Raw genomic sequence first — 25958 nt, forward strand, 5'->3', positions numbered from 1 at the left:
ACGCATCATGCTGCCACCCCCTTGAAGAGCGTGTCGAAGTTGCGGCTGGTGGCCTCGGCCACGGCCTCCAGGGCGAGGCCCTTGGTCTGCGCCACCTGCTTTGCCACCCACGGCACGTAGGAGGGGTTGTTGGTCTTGCCGCGGTAGGGCACGGGCGCCAGGTAGGGACTGTCGGTTTCAATGAGCATGCGGTCCAGCGGAACAAAGGCCACGACCTCGCGCAGCTCCTGTGCGTTCTTGAAGGTCACGATGCCTGAAAACGAAATGTAGTAGCCACGGTCCAGCGCCGCCCGCGCCACCTGCATGGATTCCGTGAAGCAGTGGAACACGCCGCCCGCCCGATTGCCCGGGCCGTCCTCCCCCTCCTCGCGCAGAATGGCCAGCGTGTCATCCGACGCATTGCGGGTGTGGATGACCAGGGGTTTGCCGCAGGCCCGGGCGGCACGGATGTGGTTGCGAAAGCGGTCGCGCTGCCACTCCAGGTCCGCCACGGACCGCCCGCCCTTGCGATCCTCCATGCCGTAGTAGTCGAGCCCCGTTTCGCCGATGGCCACCACGCGCGGCAAGGCGGCACGGTCCAGCAGATCCTGCACCGTGGGCTCGGCAATCCCTTCGTTGTCGGGATGGACGCCCACCGTGCTCCAGAAGTTGTCATGCGCCATCGCCAAGGCGTGCACGCCGGCAAACTCCTCCAGCGTGGTGCAAATGCACAGGGCCCGCGTCACCTGGGCCTGGGCCATGGCCTCGCGGATGGCCGGCAACTGGCTCACCAGTTCTGGAAAGTTGAGATGGCAGTGCGAATCAGTAAACATGCGGTTTCAAAAAAATGCTGCCCCCAGGCCGTCTCCGCTCCCGGGCCGGCCATTTCTGCCGAGGGAACGCCCAAAGGAAAAAGCCGACCCGCCTGCGCAGGGTCGGCATGGAAAGGGCGCGGCAATCAAATGGTCTGGGTCGGCCGGTCCGACCCCAAGGCGGTGCCGAGCAGCTCTTCGATTTTGATCTTGAGCTGGCGTGACTTCTCGTCCTTGGGAAACTGGATGCCCACACCCTGCGTGCGGTTGCCTGCCGCCCGGGCGGGCGTGACCCAGGCCACACGGCCGGCCACGGGGTAGCGTTGCGTGTCGTCCGGCAGCGTGAGGAGCACATACACATCGTCGCCCAGCTTGTAGTCCCGTTGCGTCGGCACAAAGATGCCCCCCTCGGTGAAGAAGGGAATGTAGGCAGCGTACAAGGCGGCCTTTTCCTTGATGGCCAGCTGCATGACGCTGGGACGTGGCGCGGTGGAGGGACTGCTCATGGGTGAAGGGTACGGCTCAGTGTTTGGAGTGTAGGGTGTTTCTCGCCTGGGCGACAAGCGCCTCCAGCATGAGGCCCGCGTTGAACGGGTGCTCCGCCGTGCGCGCTGCCTTGGATAACGCCCGCGACCAGCGCGTGAGCGCGCCCAGCGCCGGCAATGCCTTGGGCAGGTCCGCCGCCGCGAAATACCGGGGCGCGGCGCCCACTCGGGCGGACAGCAGGTCGTGACAGAGCTTCTGCAGCGCATCGATGGCCTGCGCGGGCGACCAGTCTGCCAGTGCCGTGACGTCCCCCTTGGCCACCGCCTGGGGCAGCGCGGCCCAGGCCTGCGGGCTGCGGCCGGAGCGCGCAAGCAGCACGGCATCGTCCGGCCGGCCGCCGGCCGCGCGCAGGAACGCGGACGCCGCCTCGGGCGCAATGCCTTGCGCCTGCAGCCACGGCAGCATCTCTGCCTCGGACGGCCAGAGCATGGTGTGGCCGAGACAGCGGCTGCGGATGGTGGGCAGCAACTGGTGCGCCGCCTCGCTCGCCAGCACAAAGCGGACGTCGCCCGGCGGCTCTTCCAGCGTCTTGAGCAAGGCGTTGGCCGTCACATGGTTCATCTGCTCGGCCGGGTACACCAGCACGGCCTTGCCCCGGCCGCGGGCCGAGGTGCGCTGGGCAAACTCCACGGCGTCGCGCATGGCTTCCACGCGGATCTCGCGGCTGGGCTTGCGCTTCTTGTCGTCGATCTCGGCCTGGGCTTTTTCCGACAGCGGCCAGCCCAGCTCCAGCATTTGCACCTCGGGCATCAGCACGCACAGGTCGGCATGCGTGCGCACGTCAATGGCGTGGCAGCTGGCGCACTGGCCGCAGGCGCCCTGCCCGCCCGGCGCATCGCACAGCCAGGCACGCACCAGCTCCAGGCCCAACGCATACTGTCCCAAGCCCGAAGGGCCCTGCAGCAGCCAGGCGTGGCCCCGCTGGGCCAGCAGGCGCGTGCGCTGCGCGGCGATCCAGGGCGCGGGCGCGGCGGCGGCCTCGCTCATCTCGGCCCCCCATCGGCCGGCACCATGATCGCCAGCCAGCCCTTGCGCACCAGGATGCTGGTGAGCTGCTGCCACACGCGGTGGCGCTCCTGGGCTGCGTCGATGCGCGCAAAGCGGTGCGGCGCGGCCGCGGCGCGCTGCGCATAGCCCTGCACCACGCGGCGGAAAAACTCCACGGGCTGGGACTCGAAGCGGTCGGGCACCCGCGCGCCCACGAGACGTTGCGCGGCCACCTCGGGCGCCAGGTCGAACCACACCGTCAGATCCGGCTCCCGCATCAAATTGGCATCTGGGGCAAGACCAGTCTGCGCAAGGCGCTCCAATAAAGATAGCACCTCTGTATTGAAGCCGCGTCCCCCGCCCTGGTATGCAAAGGTTGCGTCGGTGAACCGGTCGCACAGCACCACCTCGCCCCGGGCCAGGGCAGGCTCGATCACGCTGCGCAGGTGGTCGCGCCGCGCGGCAAAGATCAGCAGCGACTCGGTGAGCGCGTCCATGGGATCGTTGAGCACCAGTTCGCGCAGCTTTTCCGCCAGCGGGGTACCGCCCGGTTCGCGGCTGACCACGACCGTGCGGCCCTGCGCGCGGAAGGCAGTTGCCAGGCCATCGATGTGCGAGGACTTGCCCGCACCGTCGATGCCTTCAAAGGAAATGAACAGACCGGGACGTGGCATGAAAACCTTGGCGTGGCGTGGAGGGCCGTTGGGGATTTTGGGGCGGCGGCCGGCGGCCTACTGCTGCCCGCGCTGATACCGGTTCACGGCACGGTTGTGCTCTTCCAGCGAAGCGCTGAAATGGCTGGTGCCGTCGCCCTTGGCGACAAAGTACAGGGCCCGGGTGGGCTCAGGCTGCACAGCGGCCAGCAGGGCGGCTTTGCCCGGCATGGCGATGGGGGTGGGCGGCAGCCCCACGCGGGTGTAGGTGTTCCAGGGCGTGTCGGTTTGCAGATCGCGCTTGCGCAGGTTGCCGTCAAACTTCTCGCCCAGGCCGTAGATGACGGACGGGTCGGTCTGCAGCAGCATGCCGGCGCGCAGGCGGTTGGCAAACACGCCCGCGATCTGCGCCCTGTCGCTGGCGCGGCCGGTTTCCTTCTCGACAATGCTGGCCAGGATCAGCGCCTCGTCGGCCGACTTCAGCGGCGTGTCCGGCGCGCGCGCGGACCACGCAGCCTCCAGCCGGCGGTCCATGGCATGCAGGGCGCGGCGCAGCAGGGCCACGTCGCTGGACCCCTTGGCATAGGCATAGGTGTCCGGGAAGAAGCGGCCTTCGGGCGCCACGCCCGCACGGCCCAGCTGGGCCATCACCGCCTCATCGCTCAACTGCGCCGTGTCGTGCCGCAACTGCTCTTCCTTGGCCAGGGCCTGGCGCACCTGGCGCCAGTTCCAGCCCTCCACCAGGGTCACGGCGCGCAACGTTTCCTCCCCGCGCACCAGCTTTTGCAGCAGGCTGCGGGGCGTGGTCCCGGCGGGGATTTCATAGTTGCCCGCCTTCATCGCCCGGTCCTGCCCCGACAGGCGGAACCACGCGTAGAGCAGCCGCGCATCGGTCTTCGCGCCAGCGGCCACCACGTCCCGTGCGATGCCGCGCGGCGTGGTGCCCGGCTCGATGGCCAGCTCCAGGGGCTCGCCTGCGGCCACCAGCGGCTGGTGCAGCCACCAGAAGGCGGCGCTCCCCAGGGCGATCAGCACCACCGCAACCAAAGCCAAGAGACGTCGCACAACCCTGATGAATGTGTGTATGAAACCGGGCATCATAATTCAGCAATGAACACCTTACTGAACGGTATTGCTCCCCTGCACCACCTCGGTGCGATCCGCGTGGAAGGCGAAGACGCCGCCAAGTTCCTGCACGGCCAGCTCACCCAGGATTTCGCCCTGCTGGGCATGGACCAGGCCCGCCTGGCAGGGTTCTTGACGGCCAAGGGCCGCATGCTGGCCAGCTTTGTCGGGTTCAAGCGCAGCGACAGCGAGATCCTGCTGCTGTGCAGCCGCGACCTGCTGCCCGCCACGCTCAAGCGCCTGTCGATGTTCGTGCTGCGGGCCAAGGCGCGGCTCAGCGATGCGACGGCGGATTTCGCGCTGTACGGATTGGCCGGGGACGCGGTGGGCCAGCTCGCGGGCGGCCCGCGCCCGGCCTGGACCCGCGACCAGGTGGGGGCCGCGACCGTGGTCCACCTGCACCCTGCAGAGGGCCAGCCGCGGGCGCTCTGGATCGCACCGGCCTCCAGCCCCGCGCCCGAAGGCGTGGCACTGAGCCCGGCGCTGTGGCTGTGGGGCGATGTGCGCAGCGGCGTCGCCACCCTCAGCACCCCGGTGGTGGAAGCCTTCGTGCCCCAGATGCTCAACTACGAATCGGTGGGCGGGGTGAATTTCAAGAAGGGCTGCTACCCCGGCCAGGAGGTGGTGGCACGCAGCCAGTTCCGCGGCACGCTCAAGCGCCGCGCCTTCATCGCGCACGCGCCTGCGGAAGTGGCTGCGGGGGCGGAAGTGGCTGCGGGGGCGGAAGTGTTTGCCGCGTCCGATCTGGAGCAACCCTGCGGCACGGTAGTGCAAGCCGCGCCAGCGCCGGGCGGAGGCACAGATGCCATTGTCTCGCTGCAGCTGTCTGCCGCGCAGGAGGCGCTGCAGGTGGGCGCCACGGGCGGCGGCGTTCCCTTGGCGCTGGAGCCGCTACCCTACGCCCTGCTCGAAGACATTTGAGCGGAGCGGCGGGCAGCGGAGCCAGGCCGGCAATCCGGCGAGTCGGCCACCGCGCTCCGCGCCAGGCCTACAGGTTCCGCGCCATCGCGATGTGGGAGATCCCCGCCTCTTCCCAGGGCTCGCCCGCCACGGCAAACCCCGCCCGGCGGTAGAACCCCTCGGCACTGCGCTGGGCGTGCAACTGCACTTCCTGGTCGCCACGGGCTTGCGCCGCCGCCACCAGCGCATCCAGTAGCTGGCGCCCCCATTGCGACCCGCGCACCGAACGGTCCACGGCCATGCGGCCGATGCGGCCCACGCCCGGCGCCTGCTGCAGCAGCCGGCCCGTGGCGACGGGCATGCCCAACCGGTTGTAGGCCACCGCATGGCGGGCGGTCGCGTCCAGCGCGTCGGCCTCCACGTCGGCCGGGATGCCTTGCTCGCGCACGAACACGGCCGTGCGCAGGCGGCCGGCATCGCGGCCCAGCGTGTTCCAGTCGCCGGTGCGCACCTCGACCATGTCCGCGCCCGCCTCAAAGCCCTCAAAAATGGCACGCAGCGCGGGGGGCACGGGGCGCGAGGTCTGCGTGGCCGGGTCGGCAAACACATAGACCAGCTCGCCCGACACCAGCAGCTGGTCACCGCTGAAGACGCCGGCTTCAAACACGCACGACGACCGGCCCACGCGCACACAGCGCAAGCCCACATCCAGCGCATCGTCCAGCCGCGCCGAGGCGTGGTACTCCACCGTGGCCTTCTTCACATACATCTCGCCGCCCAGCGCCAGCATGCTGGCCTCGTACGGCAGCGCGAGGGCGCGCCAGTACTCGCTCATGGCCGTGTCGATGTACATGAGGTAGTGCGCGTTGAAGACGATCTTCTGCATGTCCACCTCGGCCCAGCGCACGCGCAGGCGGTGGAAGCAGCGGAAGTGGCTGCGCGTGGGCGGGCGGGGCGTGGGGGCCGCGGCCAGCGGGAGGTCGGGGTGCGGGGTCTGCATGCTGTTCATTCACTCCATTCCAAAAGCCTGGCGCAGGGCCTGGGCCGCATCGGCATGGGCCTGGCGCGCCTCCGGGAGGGCGCGGCCCATCTTGATGAATTCGTGCGTCACGCCGCGGTAGATCTCCAGGTCCACCGGAACACCGGCCATGCGCAGCTTGTCGGCGTAGTCCACGCCCTCGTCCACCAGCGGATCGCATTCGGCCAGGCCGATCCACGCCGGCGCCACGCCGTCCACGTCGGGCGCGAGCAGCGGGGCGAACCGCCAGTCTTCGCGCTCCTCGCGGCTGCGCACGTAGTTGCCGAAGAACCAGCTGATGGCCGGCTCCTCCAGCACCAGCCCGCGGGAAAACGTGGCGTGCGACGGTGTGTCCTGGTGGGCCGCGCAGCCCGGGTAGATGAGCAGCTGCAGCGCCAGCGGCAGGCCGGCGTCCCGCGCCAGGATGGCGTTGACCGCCGCCAGCGTGCCGCCCGCGCTATCGCCCCCCACCGCCAGGCGCGCCGGGTCGGCGCCCAGGGTGGTGGCATTCCGGGCCATCCATTGCAGCGCGTCCCAGGCGTCATTGCTGGCGGTGGGAAAACGGTGCTCCGGCGCAAGGCGGTAGTCCAGCGACAGCACGGCGCAGCCCGACAGGCGCGCCAGTTCGCGGCACAGGATGTCGTGCGTTGCAATGCTGCCAATGGTGAAGCCGCCGCCGTGCAGGTACAGCAGCAGCGGCAACGCCGCATCGCGGGACGCGGCGTACAGCCTGGCCGGCAGGGCGTGGCCGTCACGCGCGGGGAGGTGCAGGTCCTCCACCCGCGCCAGGGCGGCCTTGGGCACCTCCAGCACGTCGGCACCGGCCTGGTAGGCGGCGCGCGCGTCCTGGGGCGAGCGGGTGTGCAACGGTGGATGCCCGGCGCGCGCCATGCGTTGGAGCACGCTGCGCATCTGGGGGGTGAGGCGGGTGTGGTGGAGATGCAGGTCGGTCAACGGTGCAGGTTCCGGGAGCTGATGGGTTACTTGAAGGTCACGCGCACGGGCGCGGCGCCGGGCAGCCCATCGTAGGTGGCGGTCACCGACAGGCCGGGCTTGGGCGGCAGCAGGGGCGAGAAGGAGCCCAGGCTGATCAGGTCGCCCGGCTGCATGGCCAGGCCTTCCTGCGCCAAGGCCTGCGCCAGCCACACCACCGCATTGAGCGGGTGGTCCAGGATATCGCTGCCCTTGCCGCCGCCCAGGCGTGCGCCGGAGGCATCCGTCAGCACCACTTGCATGTCTGCCAGCGACTGGAGCAAGGCAAAGCGCTCGGCGCGGTAGGCGGGCACCGCCATGGGCGCCCCGGCCACGCCCAGCCGCGCGCCCACATTGATGGCCGTGACACCCGCGCCGTTGAGCTTGGGCGGCGCCTGCACCAGCAGGTCCGGCAGTTCGATGAAGGGGATGATCTGGTCGATGGCGTCCAGCACGTCCTGCGGCGTCCTGGCCTGGTTGATCGCAGGGCTCTTGACCCGCACCAGCATGTCGGCCTCGTACAGCGGACGAGCGCCAAAGGCCGCGTCCACGGTGGCGCCGCTGGCCAGCACCATGCCTTCGTAGAGCTTGCCCCACACGGGCTTGTCGGTGCTGAAGCGCTTTTGCACGGCGGGGTTCGTGAGCCCCGCCTTGTAGCCCACCACCTTGCCCATGCGCTGGGCCAGCAGCTGGTTCACCTTGGCGCGGGTGCAGGCGCCGTCGGCGTCCGAGAGGTTCTCGGGATTGGCGGCGGGGGTCTTGGCGGTGTAGTGGGCCACCAGGTCGGCCACTTGCGCATCGCTCAGGCACTCGGCCTGCACGCTTGTCGCACAGGCGACGGCAGCCAGCGCCGCCATCAGGGTTTGCTTCGTGTTCATCCAGGTCTCCTCCTTATAAAGTGGGCTGTCGACACCGGTTCGCAGTCCGGAGGACTATCGTAATCGCTGGCGCTTTGCCCGTCCTACCACTTCCGCTTCACCATGGCCTTCATCTACTACGTCACCCAGATCCAGTTTGAATTCGGCGCCGTCCAGTTGCTCCGGCAGGAGTGCGAGCGCGTCGGCATCACCCGCCCGCTGATCGTCACGGACCCTGGCGTGAAGGCCGCGGGTGTGCTGCAGAAGGCGCTGGACGCCCTGGCGGGCCTGCCCGTGGCCGTGTTCGACCAGACGCCCTCCAACCCCACCGAAGCCGCCGTGCGCGCCGCCGTGCAGGTGTACCAGGCGCAGGGCTGCGACGGGCTGATCGCCGTGGGCGGCGGCTCGGCCATCGACTGCGCCAAGGGCATCGCCATCGCCGCCACGCACGAGGGCCCCCTCACGCGCTACGCCACCATCGAAGGCGGCTCCCCGCGCATCACCGAACGCGCGGCGCCGCTGATCGCCGTGCCCACCACCAGCGGCACCGGCAGCGAAGTGGCGCGCGGCGCCATCATCATCGTGGACGACCACCGCAAGCTCGGGTTCCATTCATGGAACCTCGTGCCCAAGACGGCCATCTGCGACCCCGAGCTGACGCTGGGCCTGCCGCCGCTGCTCACGGCGGCCACCGGCATGGACGCCATTGCGCACTGCATGGAAACCTTCATGTCGGCCGCCTTCAACCCGCCGGCCGACGGCATTGCGCTGGACGGCCTGACCCGCGGCTGGGCCCATATCGAGCAGGCCACCCGGGACGGCAGCCACCGCGACGCGCGCCTGCACATGATGAGCGCCAGCATGCAGGGCGCCATGGCCTTCCAGAAGGGCCTGGGGGCCGTCCACTCGCTCAGCCACAGCCTGGGCGGCCTCAACCCCCGCCTGCACCACGGCACGCTCAACGCCATGTTCCTGCCGGCAGTGGTCCGCTTCAATGCGTCTGCAGAATCGGTCCAGAAGGAGAAGCGCCTGGAGCGCATGGCGCACGTCATGGGGCTGGGCTCCGCCGGCGACATCCCGGATGCGATCCGCGACATGAGCGCCCGCCTGGGCCTGCCCGCGGGCCTGGCCGCCATGGGCGTTACCCCGGACATGTTCGGCGACATCATCCAGGGAGCCATGGCCGACCATTGCCACAAGACCAATCCCCGCGTGGCCACGGCCGAGGAGTACGGCGAGATCCTGCGGCAGTCGCTGTGACCCCGGACGGGGCGGTGCCGCACCGGCCCTGCGCGGGCGGCGTGCGGCCGCGGGGCCAGGATTGCGCTGTCCCACGCCGCGGCGGTGCGCGCTAGACTCGGGGGCGTCGGCATTTAATTAACAATTCATTATCCCGGGGAGCGCATGCGCGAACCGGCGCCGCGTGCCTGAGCGGAGCACCGCCCCAGCGGGTCCGAGAGCGCACGCGAGCGCCGCATCTGCGCGCGGCGCCCGCCCGGTCTTCCCGGAGGGCCCCATCCATGCGCAGTGGAAATCTCAGTACCTGGCTGCTGCGGGGCACCTACCCACGCCTGTATGTTCCGATCATTCTGATCATCTTGCTGGTCAGCGGGGTGCGCTACCACTTCCTGCTGTCCACGGAAACCGAGGAGGTCCGGCGCCACGCCGCGGCGGAACTGCGCCGGGCGGCCGACCTGCTGCTGCCCACGCTGGCACCCGTGGCCGCCGAGGACCATGCTGCCCAGGTGGCGCGGCTGAACGATGGGCTGGCGCGCCTGGGCCCTGGCGTGCAATCGCTGGCGTGGCAGGTGGCCAACCGGCCTCCCGTCCATGCCGCAGCCCCCACCGTGCCGGCGGCGGTGCCGCCGTGGTTCGAGCGCTGGGTGGAGATCGCGCCACCGACCCAGCATTTCGCGCAGGCAGCGCCGGACGGCACCACCGCGCGCCTGACGGTCACGCTGCAGCGCGGCCCCCTGGTGGCCCAGATCTGGAACACGGTGGTGGTGCAGTTGCGCATCTCCGCGCTCAACATCGTCACCATCCTGCTCCTGCTGACACTGCTGCTGCGTGCCAACGCCCGCATGCTGCGGCGCCTGGCCGACGCCACGGATGCGTTCCGCCACGGTCGGCTGGACACGCGCATGCAGGTGACCGGCACGCTCGAGTCCCGCGCCATGGCCAGCACCTTCAATGACATGGCGGGCAAGATCCAGTCGCTGGTCCTGTCGCTGCGCGAAACCCAGCAGCTGCAAAGCGAACAACTGCATTTCACGCGCCAGCTCATCGACGCCCTGCCCCTGCCCGTCGCGGTGCGCGACACGCAGGGCGTGTACCTGCAGGTCAACCGCGCCTGGCAGCGCCTTTTCCACGCGCCGGCCAGCCCCGGCACGGCGCCCGCATCGCCGCCTGCCTATCCGCTGGAACTGGCGCCCGAGCGCTCCACCCAGCTCGCGCAGGCGCAGGACAACGAGATCCGCATCCACCCCGCCAACCACCAGCCGCCCCGCGACATGGCGTACTACGAGGCGCCGTTCACCACCACGCGCGGCACCGTGGCGGGCAGCATCGGCGCGCTGGTGGACGTGACCGAGCGCAAGCGCGCGCAAGAAGCCCTGCGGGCCGAGAAAGAGCGGGCGGAGGTCACCCTGGCGTCCATCGGCGACGGCGTGATCACCACCGACCTGTCGGGCTGCATCGAGACCCTCAACGAAGCCGCGCAGCTTATGACCGGCTTCACCGCCGAGCAGGCGGTGGGCCGGCAGCTGGACGACGTGTTCCGCCTGTACCAGCAGCTGGCCAGCCGCAGCGCCAGCGCCGCGGCCCGGCGGGACCCCGCGCCCGGCGCGCTGCGCCAGGTGTCGCAGGAGGTGCTCATCCACCGCTCCGGCGAGCGCTACGCCATCGAATACACGGCCTCCCCCATCCGCAAGCCCGATGGCATGGCCGTTGGCTGCGTGCTGGTGTTCCGCGACGTGACGGAGACGCGCAACCTGCAGCACCAGATCTCCTGGCATGCGCGGCACGACCCGCTCACGGGCCTGTACAACCGCGCCGCCCTGGCTGAGCGGCTGACCCACGCAATCTTCCAGGCGCGGCAAAAGGAGCGGCTGCTGGCAGTGTGCATGCTGGACCTGGACCATTTCCAGGCCGTCAACGATGCGCACGGCCAGCGCGTGGGCGACCGGCTGCTCAAGGAGACCGCGCGCCGGCTGGAGGCCTTCATCACACCGCAGGACGCGGTGGCGCGCATGGGCGGCGACGAGTTTGTGCTGCTGCTGGGCGAGCAGCCCCACCTTGCCGCCATCGAGACCCGGGTGGGCGTGCTCATGCAGCAGCTGGCCGCGCCGTACGCAATCGACGACCGGGTGCTCCACACCACCGTGAGCATCGGGGTGGCCGTGTTCCCGCAAGACGACGCCAACCCGGACACCCTGCTGCGCCACGCCGACCAGGCCATGTGCCAGGCCAAGAACCTGGGGCGCAACCAGATGCACCTGTTCGACGTGCAGCAGGACCACGCGGTGCAGACGCAGCACAGCCGCCAGACGCGCGTGGCCCAGGCGCTGCAGGCGGGCGAGCTGCTGCTGCACTACCAGCCCAAGGTGCACCTGCGCACTGGCGAGATCCTGGGGGTGGAGGCCCTGCTGCGCTGGCAACACCCCGAGCAGGGGCTGCTGGGGCCGCAGCACGTGCTGCCGCTGGTGGAAGACCCGGAGCTGGAGGAAGAACTGGGCGAATGGGTGCTGCGCCAGGCCCTGGCCCAGATGCGCCAGTGGACCGATGCCGGCATGGCGTGGGAGGTGAGCGTGAACATTTCCGCCGCGCACTTCCACCGGCCCCACTTTGTCGAGCGGCTCAAGGACATCCTGCACACCTGCCCCGAGGTGGCGGCCCACCGCCTGGAGCTGGAGATCCTGGAGTCCGCCGCGCTGCAGGACATGCAGCACATGCGCGAGATGATGCAGGACTGCCAGGCCCTGGGCGTGCGCTTTGCACTGGACGACTTCGGCACCGGCTTCTCGTCCCTGTCCTACCTCAAGCGCCTGCCGGCCGAGACGATCAAGATCGACCAGTCGTTCGTGCGCGGCATCCTGGAGGACGGGGACGACCTCACGCTGGTGAGCGCCATCGTCGCGCTGGCCGCTGCGTTCGGGCGGCACGTGGTGGCCGAAGGCGTGGAAACCCCCGAGCAGGCGGCCCGGCTGCTGTCGCTGGGCTGCGAACGCGGGCAAGGCTTCGGCATTGCACGGCCCATGCCGGCGCACGAGGTGCTTACCTGGGCGCGGGACTATGCCGCCCGCCGCGTGGCCCCGGCCCCACGGCGCGGCGCGGCCACGGCGGACCTGACCGACAGCACCCGGGGCTGGTAGCGCACACCGGTCGCGCAGATCGCTCTGCCCGTGCAGGTGGCGCTACAGCGCGTGCACGGCCGCCATGTCCGGCCGCTCCAGCCAGGCCTGCCATTCGTCCACCAGCTGCTGGCTGGCCCGCGTGGCCGCTTGCCAGGCCTTCGCACGGGCAGCGCTGTCGGTGCCGTAGTGCGTGAAATCGTTGCGGTCGGGCAGCTTGGCGTTGGGCAGGGTACGCACCCAGTCGGGGTTGGGCGACAGCACCACCATGGCGTCCAGCGCCGGCGTGGCGCGATGCCGCCACTTGAGCCCCTTGTCCAGCCAGCCGGGCACGACGCGGTGCTGGAAGTGCGGATACAGAACCAGGCGAGCCCCGTCGGCAGCATTCAAGCCATTTTGGCCTCTAGCGCCCGTTGGTAAAGCGCCAGCAGCTATATTTTTCATAGCAATCTGCGGCACTGCGCCATAGGCCAGGTGCATGTGGTAGTCGGTGATGCCCCCGTCCCAGTAGGCGCCGCGCGGCGCGCCGGGGATGTTGTGCACCGCCTGCAGCACGAACGGAATGGAGCAGCTGGCCTGCAAGGCGGGCATGAAGTTCTCCGCGCTCAACGCCACCTGCCGCGTGCGGTAGTCGTGCGTACCAAAGGGCAGCGCCGCGCACCCGCCGCCCGCAGCGGGCGACGAGAACACCACCCGCTCCAGCCACGCGCCCAGGGCCTTGCGGTGCACCGTGTTGGACACGAATGCGCCCAGATAGCCCAGGGGCGTGGCCAGCCGGTGCTCGCGCGCCAGCACATGCCGGCCGCGCGAAGCGACGATGTGCAGGCGGTACCGCGGATGCTGCAGCACCTCGGCGATGCGCCCGCCGTAGAACGCCTGCAGGTTCTGCCCGAACCGCTCGCTCACGTGCGCCGCCGTGGGCCGCGTCTTGCCCGGCGGCAGGTCGTAGTTCTGGTGGATGTAGTCGTGTTCCAGCCGCTCGAACGCCGCCACCGGGTCGTCCAGGCAGGCCGTCGCCATGCGCCAGGCGCCAATGGACGCGCCCACCAGGTCCACCGGCTGGCGCGATTGCAGCAGCCATTCGCCAAAGAGAAACCGGTCCAGCGGCCCGAGGATCAGCCCCTTGGGTCCGCCGGCTGCGGCCGGGATCACGCCCACGTCCGCAGGCTGCAGGCCCTGCCGGGCAAGGTGCTCGCGGGCCCGGGGCCCGGCATGGATGCGCAACGCTTTCATGGTCTATTCAAAGGGTGTGCCAGGTGCCGGCACGCGGGGTGGGCTCACGCCGCCTCACACGACGTAGTCCGCCGCGTCGGGCCGCGCGGTCCAGTCGATCGGGTCCTGCTGCAGCACCATGTCGATGTCCAGGCCCAGCGCCAGCCCGACTTCGCCCGGGAACGTGACGGCCAGCTCCTTGTCGCCCAGCTCGGCCTCGCGGGCGCGGGCACGCCAGGCTGCCAGGTGGATGACGCCCGCCAGCGGCTCGTAGGCGCTGTGCTCAAACGGAGCGCTCTGGTACTGCAGCGCGTCCACCACCGTCTCCGGCAGCCGCCAGCGGCGCGCCAGGCCGGCCGTGACATGGCCATAGCAATAGCCCAGGATGCGCTGCTCGATCTTGCTGCGGCGCAGGTCGAACGGCGCCACCAGTGTGTTGATGGACTGGATTCTCTCCGGGTCGGCCAGGTGGATCACCAGCTCCCCCAGCGCGTGCAGCAGCCCGGCGGTATAGGCCGCCACCTGGTTTTGCTGCGCAATGCCCGCCAGCGAACGGGCCAGCTTGGCGGTGTTGAGGCTGTAGCGCCAGAACTGCTGCATGTTCACCCCGGGCACCGACCGCGACGTGGTGCCCAGCGGCGCCGACATGACCAGTGCGCGCACCTGTGCCGTGCCCAGCAGCGCCAGCGCCTCGGGAACACCCGCGATCTGGCGGGGCACCTGGAAGGTGTGGGAATTGGCCAGCTCCAGCAGCCGCCCGGCCAGGGCCGGGTCGGTGCCGAAAAACTGGTTCAGGCGGCGCAGGCTGGGCTCCTCATGGGCCAACTCGCTCATCAGCAGCGCGACAGCGCGCGGCAGGCTGGGCAGTGCCACGGGGCGGGCCAGCAGTGCGTTCAACTCCATGGGTCAGGCGCCAGATTGTTAATTGCTGGCGATTATGGCCTTCAAAGCGGCGCCAGCCCGTCACCGACCTTTGACCTGTTGCAACTTGGCGAATGCCGACGCCATGGCCGACGGCTGCGCCGGCTCGGGCGCCCGGCGCGAAGGCTGCTGGTAGCCGCGCCCCGCGCTCTCGAAGCGGTTGCCCTGCGGTGCCCCCCGGTCGCCCTGCTGGCGCGGCGCAGCATCCAGCTTCATCGACAGGCCGATGCGCTTGCGCTCCACGTCCACCTCCATGACCTTGACCTTGACGATGTCGCCGGTCTTGACCACCTCGCGCGCATCGTTCACGAACTTGTGGGCCAGCTGGCTCACATGCACCAGGCCGTCCTGGTGAACGCCCAGGTCCACAAAGGCGCCGAACTGGGCCACGTTGCTCACGGTGCCCTCCAGCACCATGCCTTCCTTCAGGTCCTTGATGTCTTCCACGCCGTCGTTGAAGCGGGCCACCTTGAAGTCGGGGCGCGGATCGCGGCCGGGCTTTTCCAGCTCGGATAGGATGTCCTTGACGGTGATGACGCCAAACTGCTCGTTGGCGAACAGCTCGGGCTTCAGGGTCTTGAGCATGTCGGCGCGGCCCATCAGCTCGGCCACGGGCTTGCCCGTCTTGGCCAGGATCTGCTCGACCACAGGGTAGGTTTCGGGGTGCACGCCCGTCATGTCCAGCGGGTTCTCGCCGCCGCGGATGCGCAGGAAGCCCGCGCTCTGCTCGAAGGTCTTGGCGCCCAGGCCCGCCACGTCCATCAGCTGCTTGCGGCTCTTGAACGCGCCATTGGCTTCGCGCCAGCGCACCACGGCCTTGGCCACACTGCCCGACAGGCCCGACACGCGCGACAGCAGCGGCACGCTAGCCGTGTTCAGGTCCACGCCCACCGAGTTCACGCAGTCTTCCACCACCGTGCCCAGCGTGCGCGCCAGCTCGCTCTGGTTCACGTCGTGCTGGTACTGGCCCACGCCAATGCTCTTGGGGTCGATCTTCACCAGCTCGGCCAGCGGGTCCTGCAGGCGGCGCGCAATCGATGCCGCGCCGCGCAGGCTCACGTCCACATCGGGCATTTCCTGGCTGGCGTATTCGCTGGCGGAATAGACCGAAGCGCCCGCCTCGCTCACCACCACCTTTTCAATGGTGCGGTCAGCCTTCGCCGCCATCTTGATCAGGTCGGCCGCCAGCTTGTCCGTCTCGCGGCTGGCGGTGCCGTTGCCGATGGCGATCAGGTTCACGCCGTGCTTTTCCACCAGCTTGGCCAGCGTGAAGAGCGAGCCGTCCCAGTCGCGCTTGGGCTCGTGCGGGTACACCGTGGCGGTGTCCACCAGCTTGCCGGTGGCGTCCACCACGGCCACCTTCACGCCGGTGCGGATGCCGGGGTCCAGCCCCATCACCACGCGCGGGCCGGCCGGTGCGGCCAGCAGCAGGTCGCGCAGGTTGTCGGCAAACACCTTGATGGCGACCTTCTCGGCCTCGTCGCGCAGGCGGGCAAACAGGTCGCGCTCGGTCGAGAGGCTGAGCTTCACGCGCCAGGTCCAGGCCACGCACTTGCGGATCAGGTCATCCGCCTTGCGGCCCTGGTGGCTCCAGCCCAGGTGCAGGGCGATCTTGCCTTCGGCGATGCTGGGCTTGCCGGGCTCGGGCTCCACCGGCAGCACCAGCTTGGCTTCCAGAATCTCCAGCCCGCGCCCGCGGAACACCGCCAGCGCCCGGTGCGAGGGCACGCGGCCGATAGGCTCGTCGTACTCAAAGTAATCGCGGAACTTGGAGACCTCGGGGTCGTTCTCGTTCTTGCTGTCCACCTTCTTGCTGCGCAGCAGGCCCTCGGCCCACAGCCACTCGCGCAGGCTTTGCACCAGCGCCGGGTCTTCGGCCCAGCGCTCGGAGAGGATGTCGCGCACGCCGTCGAGCACGGCCGGCACGGTGGAGAAATCAGCGCCGGGCTTGCCGTCGTCCAGCACTTCGGGCGGCTTGGTGAATGCTGCGGCTTCCACAGCCGGGTCCAGCGTGGGGTCGGCAAAGAGCTTGTCGGCCAAGGGCTCGATGCCAAACTCGCGGGCAATCTGGCCCTTGGTGCGGCGCTTTTGCTTGAAGGGCAGGTAGATGTCTTCCAGCTCCTGCTTGGTCGGGGCGGCGGCAATGGCGGCGCGCAGCGCGTCGGTCAGCTTGCCCTGCTCGTCAATGGCCTTGAGCACCGCCACGCGGCGATCTTCCAGCTCGCGCAGGTAGGACAGGCGCGCCTCCAGTTCGCGCAGCTGAATGTCGTCCAGCCCGCCCGTCACTTCCTTGCGGTAGCGCGCAATGAACGGCACCGTGGCGCCGCCGTCCAGCAGCTCCACGGCTGCACGCACCTGTTGTTCACTGACCCTGATTTCTGCGGCCAACTGCCGGATGATCTGCTGCATGTGTGGCGAACTCTCTGACACTCAAACAAAACGCGAAGCGCGGGAGTTTGCCACAGCGCCAAAGTGCCCCCGCAGAGGGCCCGGGCAGCGTTGCCACCCTAGAATTCCCCCGCCGCCCACGCCCATGAACGCCCTCCCCTTCCCCATCCGCACCGAATGCCCGCCGGGCGCCTGCGTTTGCGACCGGGATGCCTTGCTGCAGAACCCCGGCGCCGACGCGCGCGTGCTGCAGCTCACGGTAACCGAGGAGAAAAAACTGCTGCAGCGGCTGGAGAACATCACCAGCCTGGCCGAGCTGCGCCGCCTGCAGGACCGTATGGAACAGCTGCTGGGCATCCGCGTGTCGATTGCCCCCAGCCCGAACGAGGTGCGCACGCTGCGCGGCATCACGATCCTGGTGCATGAGCAGCAGGGCCTGTGCCGCAAGACGCGGCAGGCCATCCCCGCCGCCATCAAGAAAGGCATGGAGCGGCAGCCGGAGATTGCGTTCGAGCTGCTCAACGAGGGCGGCTTGTTCGCGGGGCTGTAGGCACCCCGCCTCTTCGCCCCCTGGATCCATCCATGCAAGACGATTTGTTTGGCCCCGCGCCAGAAGCCGCCCCGCCTGCCAAGCCCGCGCCGCAGCCCCCGTCCGCAGACGGCGCAGCCGCCGAACCCGGCGCGCGCAAGCGGCGGTCGGCAGGCGTGGTCTCCGCCGCCGCGGAGGACGAGGCGCTGAAGGCACTGGCCGGGGCCCTGCCGCCGCAGCTGCGGCTGGGCACCTCGTCCTGGACCTACCCGGGCTGGAAGGGCCTGGTGTGGGAAGGTGAGCACTCTGCGCCCCAGCTGTCCAAGAACGGGCTGGCGGTGTATGCCCAGCACCCGTTGTTCCGCACGGTGAGCATCGACCGCAGCTTCTACCGGCCCCTCACCGCCAGCGAGTACGCGCGCTATGCGTCGCAGGTGCCGGACGACTTCCGCTTTGTGGTCAAGGCGCCCAGCCTGGTCACCGATGCCCTGGTGCGCAGCGAAGACGGCCGGGGCCGCCAGCCCAACCCGGCCTTTCTGAGCCCGGAGCTGGCCCGCACCGAATGCGTGGAGCCGGCGCTGCAGGGCCTGGGGCACAAGCTGGGGGCGCTGGTGTTCCAGCTCAGCCCGTTGCCACTGGCCGACCTGGACCGCCTGCCGCTGCTGCTGCAGCGGCTGCGCACCCTGCTGCGGGCCCTGCCCGCGCTGGCCCCGCAGGCGCCAGACGGGGTGATCGCCGTGGAGGTGCGCGACCCCGAGTGGCTCACCCCCGCATTCGCCGCGGTGCTGCGCGAGGCCGGCGCCACCTACTGCCTGGGCTTGCACGCCAAGATGCCGCCCCTGGCCGAGCAGTTGCCGGTGCTGCGCGCCCTGTGGCCGGGCCCGCTGGTGTGCCGCTGGAACCTGAACCCGGTGCACGGCCCCTACGGCTACGAAGACGCCGAAACGCTGTACGCCCCCTACGACCGGCTGCACCACCCCGACCCGGACACCCGCACCGCCCTGGCCGGCCTGGTCCGCGCCGTGACGCGCAGCGGGCAAAACGCCTTCGTCACCATCAGCAACCATGCCGAGGGCTGCGCGCCGCTGACGGTGCGCGCCGTGGCGCAGGCCACCGTGGCCCAGCAGGCACAGGCGCCCGCGGCCGCCAGCGCGGCAGCCCGTCCGGACTGAAGCAGCACGGCGGCCCGGGGTTGGAGAGTGCGGCGCGGTGTTGCACTGTTGCGCGGTGTCGCGGGCCGTTGCGTGGTGTAGGACGGGGAGCACCCGCGCCAAAACCCTGGGCTGACAGGCGCTGAGCAGGGCTTGCGCGAGGATGGACCACCTCTTCCACCCACGCCAAGGAACGCCCCATGAACCTCCGTCAAACATTGCGCAACGCCCAGCAGTGGGATGCCGCCCGGCCCGGCTTTCGGGGTGAACACTGGCTGGTGCTGGGCGCCGGATTGCTCGCCCTGCGCGGCGCGCGCCGAAGCCGCAGCCTTCTGGGGCGGGCGCTGGCGCGCACCGTGGGCGGCGCTCTCCTGGCCCGGGCAGCCTCCGGGCGCGACGGCGTGGTGGGCAAGCTCGCTCGCGCAGCCGGCCCGGCGGGAGCCGCCGTGCGCCGCGCATCGCCTTCCAGGCCCCGTTGACGCGCGCCGCCATGCAAGTGCAATGGCCGTCCCTGCTGTGGGTGGTGCGCCACGGCCAGAGCGCCGGTAACGTGGCGCGCGATACGGCCGAGGCGGCGGGGCTGCCCACCATCGACCTGGCGTGGCGGGACATCGACGTGCCGCTGTCCGAGCTGGGCGTGGCCCAGTCCATTGCGCTGGGCGAGTGGTTCGGACGGCAGGCCGCGGACGCGCAACCGCAGGTCATCCTGTGCTCACCGTACGTGCGCGCGCTGCAGACCGCCCGGCTGGTGGCTGAACACAGCCGGCTGGAGCATGTCACGCTGCGCGTGGACGAACGGCTGCGCGAAAAGGAGTTCGGCATTCTCGACCGGCTGACCAAGCTGGGCATCCAGCGCCAGCATGCGCAGCTGCACGCCCAGCGCGCGCATGTGGGCAAGTTCTACTTTCGCCCGCCGGGCGGGGAAAGCTGGTGCGATGTGATCCTGCGGCTGCGCAGCCTGCAGGAGATGGTGACGCGCGAATACGGCGGCCAGCGGGTGCTGGTGGTGGCGCACCAGGTCATCGTCAACTGCGTGCGCTACCTGGTCGAGCAGATGGATGAGCAGCAGATCCTGGACATCGACCGCCAGGGCGACGTGCCCAACTGCGCCGTGACGATCTACCGCGCCCACGCCCCCCATGAGGGCCGCACGGACAAGGCCATGCGGCTGGTGCAGGCCAATTTTCTGGCGCCCTTGCGCGACGCGCAAATGCCCGTCACCGCCGAGCCCGACGCGGCACGCGCGCCCAAGCCATGAGCCCTGCACCGGCGGGCACGCTGCCTCCGCGTCCTGTGGCTCCGCGCCCGCGCGCCCTCACGGAAGCGCTGCTGCGCCGCTGGCCCCTGCCCCAGCCGGGCGAGGATGCGGACAAGGAGTCGCGCGGCCATGTGCTGATCGTGGCCGGCAGCCATGAGATGCCCGGCGCGGCCTTGCTGGCCGCCGTGGCCGCCCTGCGGGCCGGTGCGGGCAAGCTCACGGTGGCGGCGCCGGAACGGGTGGCACAGGGGTTGGCGCTGGCGATTCCCGAAGCACGCGTGATGGGCCTGGCGGAAACACGGGCCGGTGGCTTTGCCGCGCGCGACAGCGACCGGCTGGCACCGCTGGCCGAGCGGGTGGCCGCCGTGGTGCTGGGCCCGGGCATGCTGGACGAAGCCCGCAGCGTGGCCTTTGTGCGCGCGCTGCTGCCCCCATTTCGCCAGAGCACGGTGGTGCTGGACGCCTACGCCATGTCGGCGGTGGGCGATGCCCCGTGGGGCCAGCCGGTGGTCATGACCCCGCACGCCGGAGAAATGGCCCACCTGACCGGCGCCACCAAGGCCGCCGTGCTAGCCGATCCTCTTGCCAGCGCCCGAGCGGCGGCGCAGCGCTGGGGCGCGTGCGTGGCCCTCAAGGGCAGCACCACGGTCATCGCCCAGCCTGACGGGCAGGCGCTGCGCTTTGCCGGCGGCACGCCGGGGCTGGCCACGTCGGGGTCGGGCGACACGCTGGCTGGTTTGATCGGCGGACTGGCGGCACGCGGCGCCACGCCGCTGCAGGCGTGCGCCTGGGGGGTGTGGCTGCACGCCCGCGCCGGCCATGCGCTGGCACAGGAACAGGGGGCGCTGGGCTACCTGGCGCGCGAGCTGTCCGCGCAGGTGCCCGGGCTGATCCACGCCCTGAGCCCGCTGCGCCCCGCGCCCTTGCGCCAGCGCAGCAGTCTGCCTGCACCACCCCCAGAATTCTTGCCAAAATAGCCCACAGCGCTTGTCAATAAAGCGCAAGCAGCTATCTATTCAATAGCAAACACATCACCCCGCGTGGGACCGGGGACTGCGGGGCACGGCACGGTGGCGGCCCAGCGTGGCCCAGGTCAGCGCCAGCCCCAGCAGCGCGCCGCAGGCCATGCCCACCACCATGGGCAGCGGCTTGCCGGTGGCAAACACGCCCACCACGCCCATGGCCAACGCGCCAATCAGCATCTGCAGCGTGCCCAGCAGCGCCGAGGCCGTGCCCGCGATAGCGCCGTGCTCTTCCAGCGCCAGCACCGACGTGGTGGGAATCACCAGCCCCATCAGGCCGCTGGCCACGAAATACAGCGACAGCAGCACGGCCAGGCGGTCGCCGCCCGCCAGGTAGTAGGCCAGCAGCGCCGCCATGACGGCGCCTGCGCCGCTCATCGCCGCCTTCACGGTGGCCACCAGCCCGAACCGGCGGCCCAGCCGCGCGGTGAACTGCGCCGCGGCAAAGAAAGCCGCTGCGTTGACCGAGAACGCCAAGCTGTACTGCACGGGGCTGAGCCCGTAGTGGTTGATGAGCACAAAGGGCGAGCCGGCCAGGTACACGAAAAACCCCGCCATGGAACAGCCGCCGATGAACACCAGCCCCAGGAAATGCGTGTCGCGCAGCAGCAGCCAGTACCCCGCCAGCGCGCTGGCCAGGCTGCTCTCCAAGCGGTCGGCGGGCAGGCGGGTTTCGGTCAGGCCGCGCGCCACCAGCAGCAGCCCCGCCACGGCGGCCACGGCCACCGCCCAGAACACCCCGCGCCAGCCCGCCACGGCAATCACACCGCTACCGGCCAGCGGCGCCAGCAGCGGCGAGATGCTGAACACCAGCATCAGCAGCGACATCAGCCGCGCGGCCTCGGTGCCGGTGTGCAGGTCGCGCACCACCGCCCGCGGAATCGCCATGCCGGCGGCGGCGCCCAGGCCTTGCACGAAGCGCAGCGCCACCAGCGTGTGGATGTCGGTGGCCAGCGCGCACCCCGCGCTGGCCAGGGTGAACAGCGCCAGGCCGAAGTACAGCGGCGGCTTGCGCCCCACCATGTCCGACACCGGCCCGTAGAACAGCTGGCCCACGCCCAGGGCCATGAAGAACGCGGTCAGGCTCCACTGCACGGCGCCCACCTCGGCCCCCAGGCTGGCGCCGATGGCGGGCAAGGCCGGCAGGTACATGTCGATGGCAAACGGACCGATGGCCGACAGCAGGCCCAGGATGAGGGCCGCTTTCAGAAAACGGGAGAAGGAGGACGACGAGGCGTCAGGAGACGAAGAAGCAGGGGAAGAAGTGGGATCCATACCCGGGCATTGTCGCCACACCCGCGCCCCCGGCGCTGCAGCCCCTGCCATGCCCCTGCGGGCCGCTCACTCCGGCGCCAGCTCGATGCGGTTGCGGCCGCCCTGCTTGGCGCGGTAGAGGGCGCGGTCTGCGCGCCGCACCAGTTCGGCAGGGGCCTGATCGCGCCGGGGCACCAGGCTGGCCACGCCGAAGCTCACGGTGACGATGCCCCAGGGCGCCCCTTCGTGGGGCAGCGCCAGCGCGGCAATGGCCTGCCGGATGCGGTGGGCGACTTCCTCGGCCGCCGACGGCCCGGTGGACGGCAGCAGCACCACGAACTCCTCGCCCCCGAAGCGCGCCACCACATCGCCCTCGCGGCACCCGCCCGTCTGGGCCAGCGCCAGGGCCAGCGCCTGCAGGCAGGCATCGCCGGCCAGGTGGCCGTAGTGGTCGTTGAAGTGCTTGAACACATCCACATCCAGCAGGACCAGCGCCAACGGCGTTTGCGCACGCAGGGCCCGGGCCCATTCCTGCTCCAGCGCCTCGTCAAAGCGGCGCCGGTTGGCCAGGCCCGTCAGCGCGTCGGTATGGCTGAGCACCTGCAGCCGCTCGTTGGCCTGCGCCAGGGCCTGCGTGCGCTCCTCCACCAGGGCTTGCAGCTCCAGGTTGTGCTGGCGCAGCCGGGCGGCGGGGTAGACCTCGCCTTCGGGCGCGTTGCCGTAGGGAATGGAGATGCTGCTGTGCGCGATCTTCCAGTCGTCCCCCTCCTGGCGGAACACCAGCACCAGGCGCGCCGTCTCGCGCGCAAACACCGGGTCGGGCTGCGGCAGGTGGATGTGAAAGAACGCGGTGACGGCCAGCACATCCGCGCCCAGCTCCTGGGGGAACACCTCCAGCACCTCGATGCCGATGCGCTCGGGCACCTGGGCGAAGTCCTGCTGCGTGGTGCGCACCCATTCGGCGCGTGTCTTGACCAGCAGGTCGCTGCTGCCCGCAAAGCCGCTGAAGTTCTCGCTGAACCGGTCTAGCAGGCGCGTGTCCCGTGCGGCGTACATCTCGATGTACTCGTCGAACAGCAGACGGGCGAGCCGGTGGCGTTGCGGTGACATGGGCTGGTCCTCGTGTTCCGTGGCCGGTGGGGCGCTGGGGTGGGCGCGCCGCTGCCGCATACCGCCGGGGCCGAGGGCGCGGCAGCGCGGTTCGGGGCGCTCGCAGGAATGTAGCACCGCCCAGGCTGCGCAGGGCAAAGACCGCGCAGCCGCGCGGCCCGGTGTGGACGCCGCCCCACACCGCGGACATGCCGCAGCGGGGACCCTCGGGCTTACCGCGGCTCGCCCAGGGGACCGAACAACGGCAGGGTTCCACCCAGGCTTGCGCCCTCGATCTCCAGCATGCGCAGCTTGGTCAGTGCGCCGCCACCGGCCGAGAAGCCGCCCGGCCGCCCGCCAGCCGCGAGCACCCGGTGGCACGGCACCACGGGCGCAAACGGATTCAACCCCAGCGCCTGCCCCACCGCGCGCGCCAGGCCCGGGCTGCCCAGCTGCTGCGCCACGTCGCCATAGGTGCGGGTCTGCCCCGGCGCAATGGCCCGCGCAATGGCATAGACCTGCTGGTGAAACGGCGAAATGCGGGCCATGTCCAGCGGCACCTCGCGCAGGTCGCGGGGCTGGCCCGCCAGCAGCGCCTGGATGCCCTGCACCGCGGCCAGCACGGTCGGGGGCAGCGGCCCGCCGTCCGCGGTGGCCTCGCCCTGCTGGCACGCCGTCGGCACGCCCCGCAGCAGGCGGCTGCGCGTGGCGGCGGCGTCGGCCTCGGGCAGTTGCACCGCCACGATGCCCCCCGGCCCCCAGGCAATGCCGCAGGTGCCCAGCGGCGTGGAAAACAGGTGGTGGCCGTATTCGTCGGGGGACTGCACGCTACTATTTCAATAGCTGCTTGCGCTTTTCCAGCAAGCCCTGGAGGCCATTTTCGACCTCAATCTGCCCGCAGCGCCGCGCGCAGCTGGGCGCCCAGCTCGGGCTTGGCGGCAAACGGGTCGGTGGGGTTGCGGCCCATCATCACGTCTTCCATGCGCGTCTGCACCGAGGCCAGCGCCTTGGGGTGGCTGTAGATGTAGAACTGGCCTTGCGCTGCGGCGTCGAACACCTTTTGCGCCACCTCAGCCGCCGTGACCTTGCCGCTGCCCACGGCCTTGTCACTCATGGCTTGCCCGATGAGCTGGCTCTTGGTGGGCTTCTCGGCCGGCAGATCGCCGGGGCGGTTGCGGTGGCTCTGGTTGATGCCGGTGGGCACGAAGAACGGGCACAGCACACTGGCGCCGATCTGGTCGGTGACCAGCGACAGGTCCTGGTACAGCGTCTCGGACAGCGCCACCACGGCGTGCTTGCTCACGTTGTAGATGCCCATGTTGGGGGCGGCCAGCAGGCCGGCCATGCTGGCGGTGTTGATGATGTGGCCGCGCCAGGCCGGGTCGGCCTTGGCGGCTGCCAGCATCATGGGGGTGAACAGGCGCACGCCGTGCACCACGCCCCACAGGTTCACGCCCAGCACCCATTCCCAGTCCTTGACGGAGTTCTCCCACACCAGGCCGCCCGCGCCGACGCCGGCATTGTTGAACACCAGGTGCGGCGCGCCAAAGCGCTGCTGCACGTCGGCGGCCAGCTGCTCCATCTGGGCAGCGTTCGAAACGTCCACCTTGCGCGCCAGCACCTGGGCACCGGCCGCCTGCATCTCGGCCGTGGCGGCGTCCAGCGCGTCCTGCTGCACGTCCACCAGCGCCAGGTTCATGCCCAGGCGGGCGCCAATGCGCGCGCACTCCAGGCCAAAGCCCGAGCCTGCGCCGGTGAGGACGGCGGTCTTGCCGGCAAAGTTGTCGATCATGTGTCTTGTCTCCTTGAAATCGTTGCCATTTACGGCGTTGGTCAAAACTGGCAAGGCCCAAGCCAGAGACGCCTAGCAAGGGCCGCCCCGCAGCGAGGGCGTCGTCCCCCTTCCCGAATTGCGACTGCAATTCGAGAGAAGGGGGAAGCGGCGCAGCCGCTCAGGGGGTTGCTCTTAAAACGTATCCGATGCGCGGGAAATGGACATGCACGGTGCCCGCGCGGGGATCGGTGCGCCGCAGCGTGTAGCGGGTACGCGTGGCGGCGATCAGCTCGCCCTCGGTCGGCTCGGTGCCAAAGCTCTCGGCGGCAATGGTGACCTGGCTGCCCAGCGCAATGCCGTGCTCGTCCTGGAACACGTCGTCCGCCAGCGGCAGCGGGTCCATGCCGGCGGCCACGGTGATGGCGTCTTGCGCGCTGAACTTTTCCATGCGGCCATGGCCCAGGGCGGCGACGCGGTCCATCCATTCCAGCACCGCCGGGGTGTTGGTGAAGATGTCCATCATCACCGGCACGCACTGGCGCGTGAACCACAGCGGGTGGTAGGCGGCAAAGTCGGCCAGGCAAGGTTCGGCGCCGAACAGGTAGTCGTGCTCTTCCACCATGTTGGCAATGCGGCGCAGGTACGAGCGGTAGGCCACGGCGGCGTCTGGCGCGCGCAGGCGTTGCATGCCGGTGCTCATGGCGCGGCGGTCTTCGCCAAAAGCCTGGGCGGCAGCGGGCGGCAGGTTGGCAAACAGCACGGCCGCGCCCTTGGGCTGCAGGTTGTAGGCCATGGCCGCCCAGAACAGCGTGGTGTCGGCCCACTGCGCAAACACACGGGCCACGCCCTTCAAGTGCGGCGGGTACAGCACGGGCTCGGGCTGTTCGTGCTCCAGCACGTCGCAGATCAGGGCCGAGTCGCAGTAGATGTCGGCGCCAATCTGCAGGAACGGCGTCTTGCGGTAGCCGCCCGTCAGCGCCACCACGTCGGGCTTGGGCATGACGCTGGGGATGATGACGGACTTCCAGGCCAGCTGCTTGAAGCCCAGCACGGCGCGGATCTTTTCCGAGAACGGCGACGAGGGGTAGTGGTGCAGGATGAGGTGGGACATCGGGTTCTCCACGATTTCGGAAGGGGTGCGTCAGGCCGGGAGCGCGCGGGC

General features: G+C 70.1%; 24 protein-coding genes. 8 read left to right on the top strand and 16 right to left on the bottom strand.

Translation table 11 applies throughout. From position 1 onward, the window contains the following. Positions 1 to 5: 5 nt before the first annotated feature. The 5 genes from LWW96_RS08600 to mltG all read right to left on the bottom strand — a co-directional run bounded on the left by LWW96_RS08600 (position 6) and on the right by mltG (position 4078). Positions 6 to 812, bottom strand: a complete 807-nt coding sequence (locus tag LWW96_RS08600; RefSeq protein WP_291485962.1) for a TatD family hydrolase — start codon at positions 810 to 812, stop codon at positions 6 to 8. Between the two features lie 125 nt (positions 813 to 937). After that, positions 938 to 1297 (bottom strand): PilZ domain-containing protein, encoded by a 360-nt coding sequence (locus LWW96_RS08605; protein WP_291485964.1) that lies wholly within the window; start codon positions 1295 to 1297, stop codon positions 938 to 940. A gap of 16 nt (positions 1298 to 1313) precedes the next feature. Further along, positions 1314 to 2324, bottom strand: coding sequence for a DNA polymerase III subunit delta' (locus LWW96_RS08610; protein WP_291485966.1), 1011 nt, complete (start codon positions 2322 to 2324; stop codon positions 1314 to 1316). Beyond that, positions 2321 to 2998 (bottom strand): dTMP kinase, encoded by a 678-nt coding sequence (tmk, locus tag LWW96_RS08615; protein WP_291485967.1) that lies wholly within the window; start codon positions 2996 to 2998, stop codon positions 2321 to 2323. Before tmk ends, LWW96_RS08610 begins: the two co-directional genes overlap by 4 nt. A 57-nt stretch (positions 2999 to 3055) precedes the next feature. Continuing rightward, positions 3056 to 4078 (bottom strand): endolytic transglycosylase MltG, encoded by a 1023-nt coding sequence (gene mltG, locus LWW96_RS08620; protein WP_291485969.1) that lies wholly within the window; start codon positions 4076 to 4078, stop codon positions 3056 to 3058. Positions 4079 to 4087: 9 nt separating this feature from the next. Here mltG and LWW96_RS08625 point away from each other — a divergent pair, with 9 nt between their 5' ends. Beyond that, positions 4088 to 5023, top strand: a complete 936-nt coding sequence (locus tag LWW96_RS08625; protein ID WP_291485971.1) for a folate-binding protein — start codon at positions 4088 to 4090, stop codon at positions 5021 to 5023. Positions 5024 to 5090: 67 nt separating this feature from the next. Here LWW96_RS08625 and LWW96_RS08630 read toward each other — a convergent pair whose 3' ends face one another. The 3 genes from LWW96_RS08630 to LWW96_RS08640 all read right to left on the bottom strand — a co-directional run bounded on the left by LWW96_RS08630 (position 5091) and on the right by LWW96_RS08640 (position 7870). Beyond that, positions 5091 to 6002, bottom strand: a complete 912-nt coding sequence (locus LWW96_RS08630) for a YbgC/FadM family acyl-CoA thioesterase (protein WP_291486009.1) — start codon at positions 6000 to 6002, stop codon at positions 5091 to 5093. Positions 6003 to 6011: 9 nt separating this feature from the next. Next, positions 6012 to 6932, bottom strand: a complete 921-nt coding sequence (locus LWW96_RS08635) for an alpha/beta hydrolase (protein WP_291486012.1) — start codon at positions 6930 to 6932, stop codon at positions 6012 to 6014. Between the two features lie 68 nt (positions 6933 to 7000). Further along, positions 7001 to 7870: a fumarylacetoacetate hydrolase gene (locus tag LWW96_RS08640; protein ID WP_291485972.1), complete on the bottom strand. Its 870-nt coding sequence runs from the start codon at positions 7868 to 7870 to the stop codon at positions 7001 to 7003. 102 nt (positions 7871 to 7972) lie between these two features. Between LWW96_RS08640 and LWW96_RS08645 the strand changes: the two genes are divergently transcribed. Together LWW96_RS08645 and LWW96_RS08650 are read left to right on the top strand one after the other, a co-directional pair. Beyond that, positions 7973 to 9109 (top strand): iron-containing alcohol dehydrogenase, encoded by a 1137-nt coding sequence (locus LWW96_RS08645; RefSeq protein ID WP_291485974.1) that lies wholly within the window; start codon positions 7973 to 7975, stop codon positions 9107 to 9109. Between the two features lie 260 nt (positions 9110 to 9369). Beyond that, on the top strand, positions 9370 to 12219 hold the full coding sequence (locus LWW96_RS08650; RefSeq protein ID WP_291485975.1) for an EAL domain-containing protein: 2850 nt from the start codon (positions 9370 to 9372) through the stop codon (positions 12217 to 12219). 42 nt (positions 12220 to 12261) lie between these two features. Here LWW96_RS08650 and LWW96_RS08655 read toward each other — a convergent pair whose 3' ends face one another. Genes LWW96_RS08655 through LWW96_RS08665 form a run of 3 tightly spaced genes read right to left on the bottom strand, consistent with a single transcriptional unit; the run spans position 12262 to position 16740 of the window. Continuing rightward, positions 12262 to 13431, bottom strand: a complete 1170-nt coding sequence (locus LWW96_RS08655) for a patatin-like phospholipase family protein (RefSeq protein ID WP_291485977.1) — start codon at positions 13429 to 13431, stop codon at positions 12262 to 12264. Positions 13432 to 13485: 54 nt separating this feature from the next. Beyond that, the gene (locus tag LWW96_RS08660) at positions 13486 to 14313 is read right to left on the bottom strand and encodes an HDOD domain-containing protein (protein WP_291485979.1); all 828 of its coding nucleotides are present in this window, start codon (positions 14311 to 14313) and stop codon (positions 13486 to 13488) included. A 60-nt stretch (positions 14314 to 14373) separates the two neighbouring features. Next, on the bottom strand, positions 14374 to 16740 hold the full coding sequence (locus LWW96_RS08665; protein ID WP_291485981.1) for a Tex family protein: 2367 nt from the start codon (positions 16738 to 16740) through the stop codon (positions 14374 to 14376). A gap of 124 nt (positions 16741 to 16864) precedes the next feature. Here LWW96_RS08665 and LWW96_RS08670 point away from each other — a divergent pair, with 124 nt between their 5' ends. The 5 genes from LWW96_RS08670 (at position 16865) to LWW96_RS08690 (ending at position 20634) form a co-directional block, all read left to right on the top strand. Continuing rightward, complete coding sequence (locus tag LWW96_RS08670) at positions 16865 to 17269, top strand: hypothetical protein (RefSeq protein ID WP_291485983.1); 405 nt, start codon at positions 16865 to 16867, stop codon at positions 17267 to 17269. A gap of 32 nt (positions 17270 to 17301) precedes the next feature. Continuing rightward, positions 17302 to 18420: a DUF72 domain-containing protein gene (locus LWW96_RS08675; protein WP_291485984.1), complete on the top strand. Its 1119-nt coding sequence runs from the start codon at positions 17302 to 17304 to the stop codon at positions 18418 to 18420. Positions 18421 to 18599: 179 nt separating this feature from the next. After that, positions 18600 to 18878, top strand: coding sequence for a hypothetical protein (locus LWW96_RS08680; protein ID WP_291485986.1), 279 nt, complete (start codon positions 18600 to 18602; stop codon positions 18876 to 18878). 11 nt (positions 18879 to 18889) lie between these two features. Beyond that, positions 18890 to 19657 (top strand): histidine phosphatase family protein, encoded by a 768-nt coding sequence (locus tag LWW96_RS08685; RefSeq protein ID WP_291485988.1) that lies wholly within the window; start codon positions 18890 to 18892, stop codon positions 19655 to 19657. Beyond that, positions 19654 to 20634 (top strand): NAD(P)H-hydrate dehydratase, encoded by a 981-nt coding sequence (locus LWW96_RS08690; protein ID WP_291485990.1) that lies wholly within the window; start codon positions 19654 to 19656, stop codon positions 20632 to 20634. Before LWW96_RS08685 ends, LWW96_RS08690 begins: the two co-directional genes overlap by 4 nt. Before the next feature lie 54 nt (positions 20635 to 20688). Here LWW96_RS08690 and LWW96_RS08695 read toward each other — a convergent pair whose 3' ends face one another. From LWW96_RS08695 to LWW96_RS08715, 5 genes are all read right to left on the bottom strand, one after another. Then, the gene (locus LWW96_RS08695) at positions 20689 to 21954 is read right to left on the bottom strand and encodes a multidrug effflux MFS transporter (protein WP_291485992.1); all 1266 of its coding nucleotides are present in this window, start codon (positions 21952 to 21954) and stop codon (positions 20689 to 20691) included. Between the two features lie 66 nt (positions 21955 to 22020). Next, on the bottom strand, positions 22021 to 23043 hold the full coding sequence (locus LWW96_RS08700) for a diguanylate cyclase (RefSeq protein WP_291485994.1): 1023 nt from the start codon (positions 23041 to 23043) through the stop codon (positions 22021 to 22023). A gap of 212 nt (positions 23044 to 23255) precedes the next feature. After that, positions 23256 to 23849, bottom strand: coding sequence for a methylated-DNA--[protein]-cysteine S-methyltransferase (locus tag LWW96_RS08705; protein WP_291485996.1), 594 nt, complete (start codon positions 23847 to 23849; stop codon positions 23256 to 23258). Positions 23850 to 23908: 59 nt separating this feature from the next. Beyond that, entirely contained in the window at positions 23909 to 24814 is a 906-nt protein-coding gene (locus LWW96_RS08710) for an SDR family oxidoreductase (RefSeq protein WP_291485998.1), read from the bottom strand. A gap of 160 nt (positions 24815 to 24974) precedes the next feature. Beyond that, positions 24975 to 25907 carry a glutathione S-transferase family protein gene (locus LWW96_RS08715; RefSeq protein WP_291486000.1) on the bottom strand — a complete coding sequence of 311 codons (933 nt, stop codon included), beginning with the start codon at positions 25905 to 25907 and terminating at the stop codon, positions 24975 to 24977. Positions 25908 to 25958: the final 51 nt, after the last annotated feature.

The organism is Acidovorax sp. (assembly GCF_021287135.1).
In the GTDB taxonomy this organism is placed as follows: domain Bacteria; phylum Pseudomonadota; class Gammaproteobacteria; order Burkholderiales; family Burkholderiaceae_C; genus Acidovorax.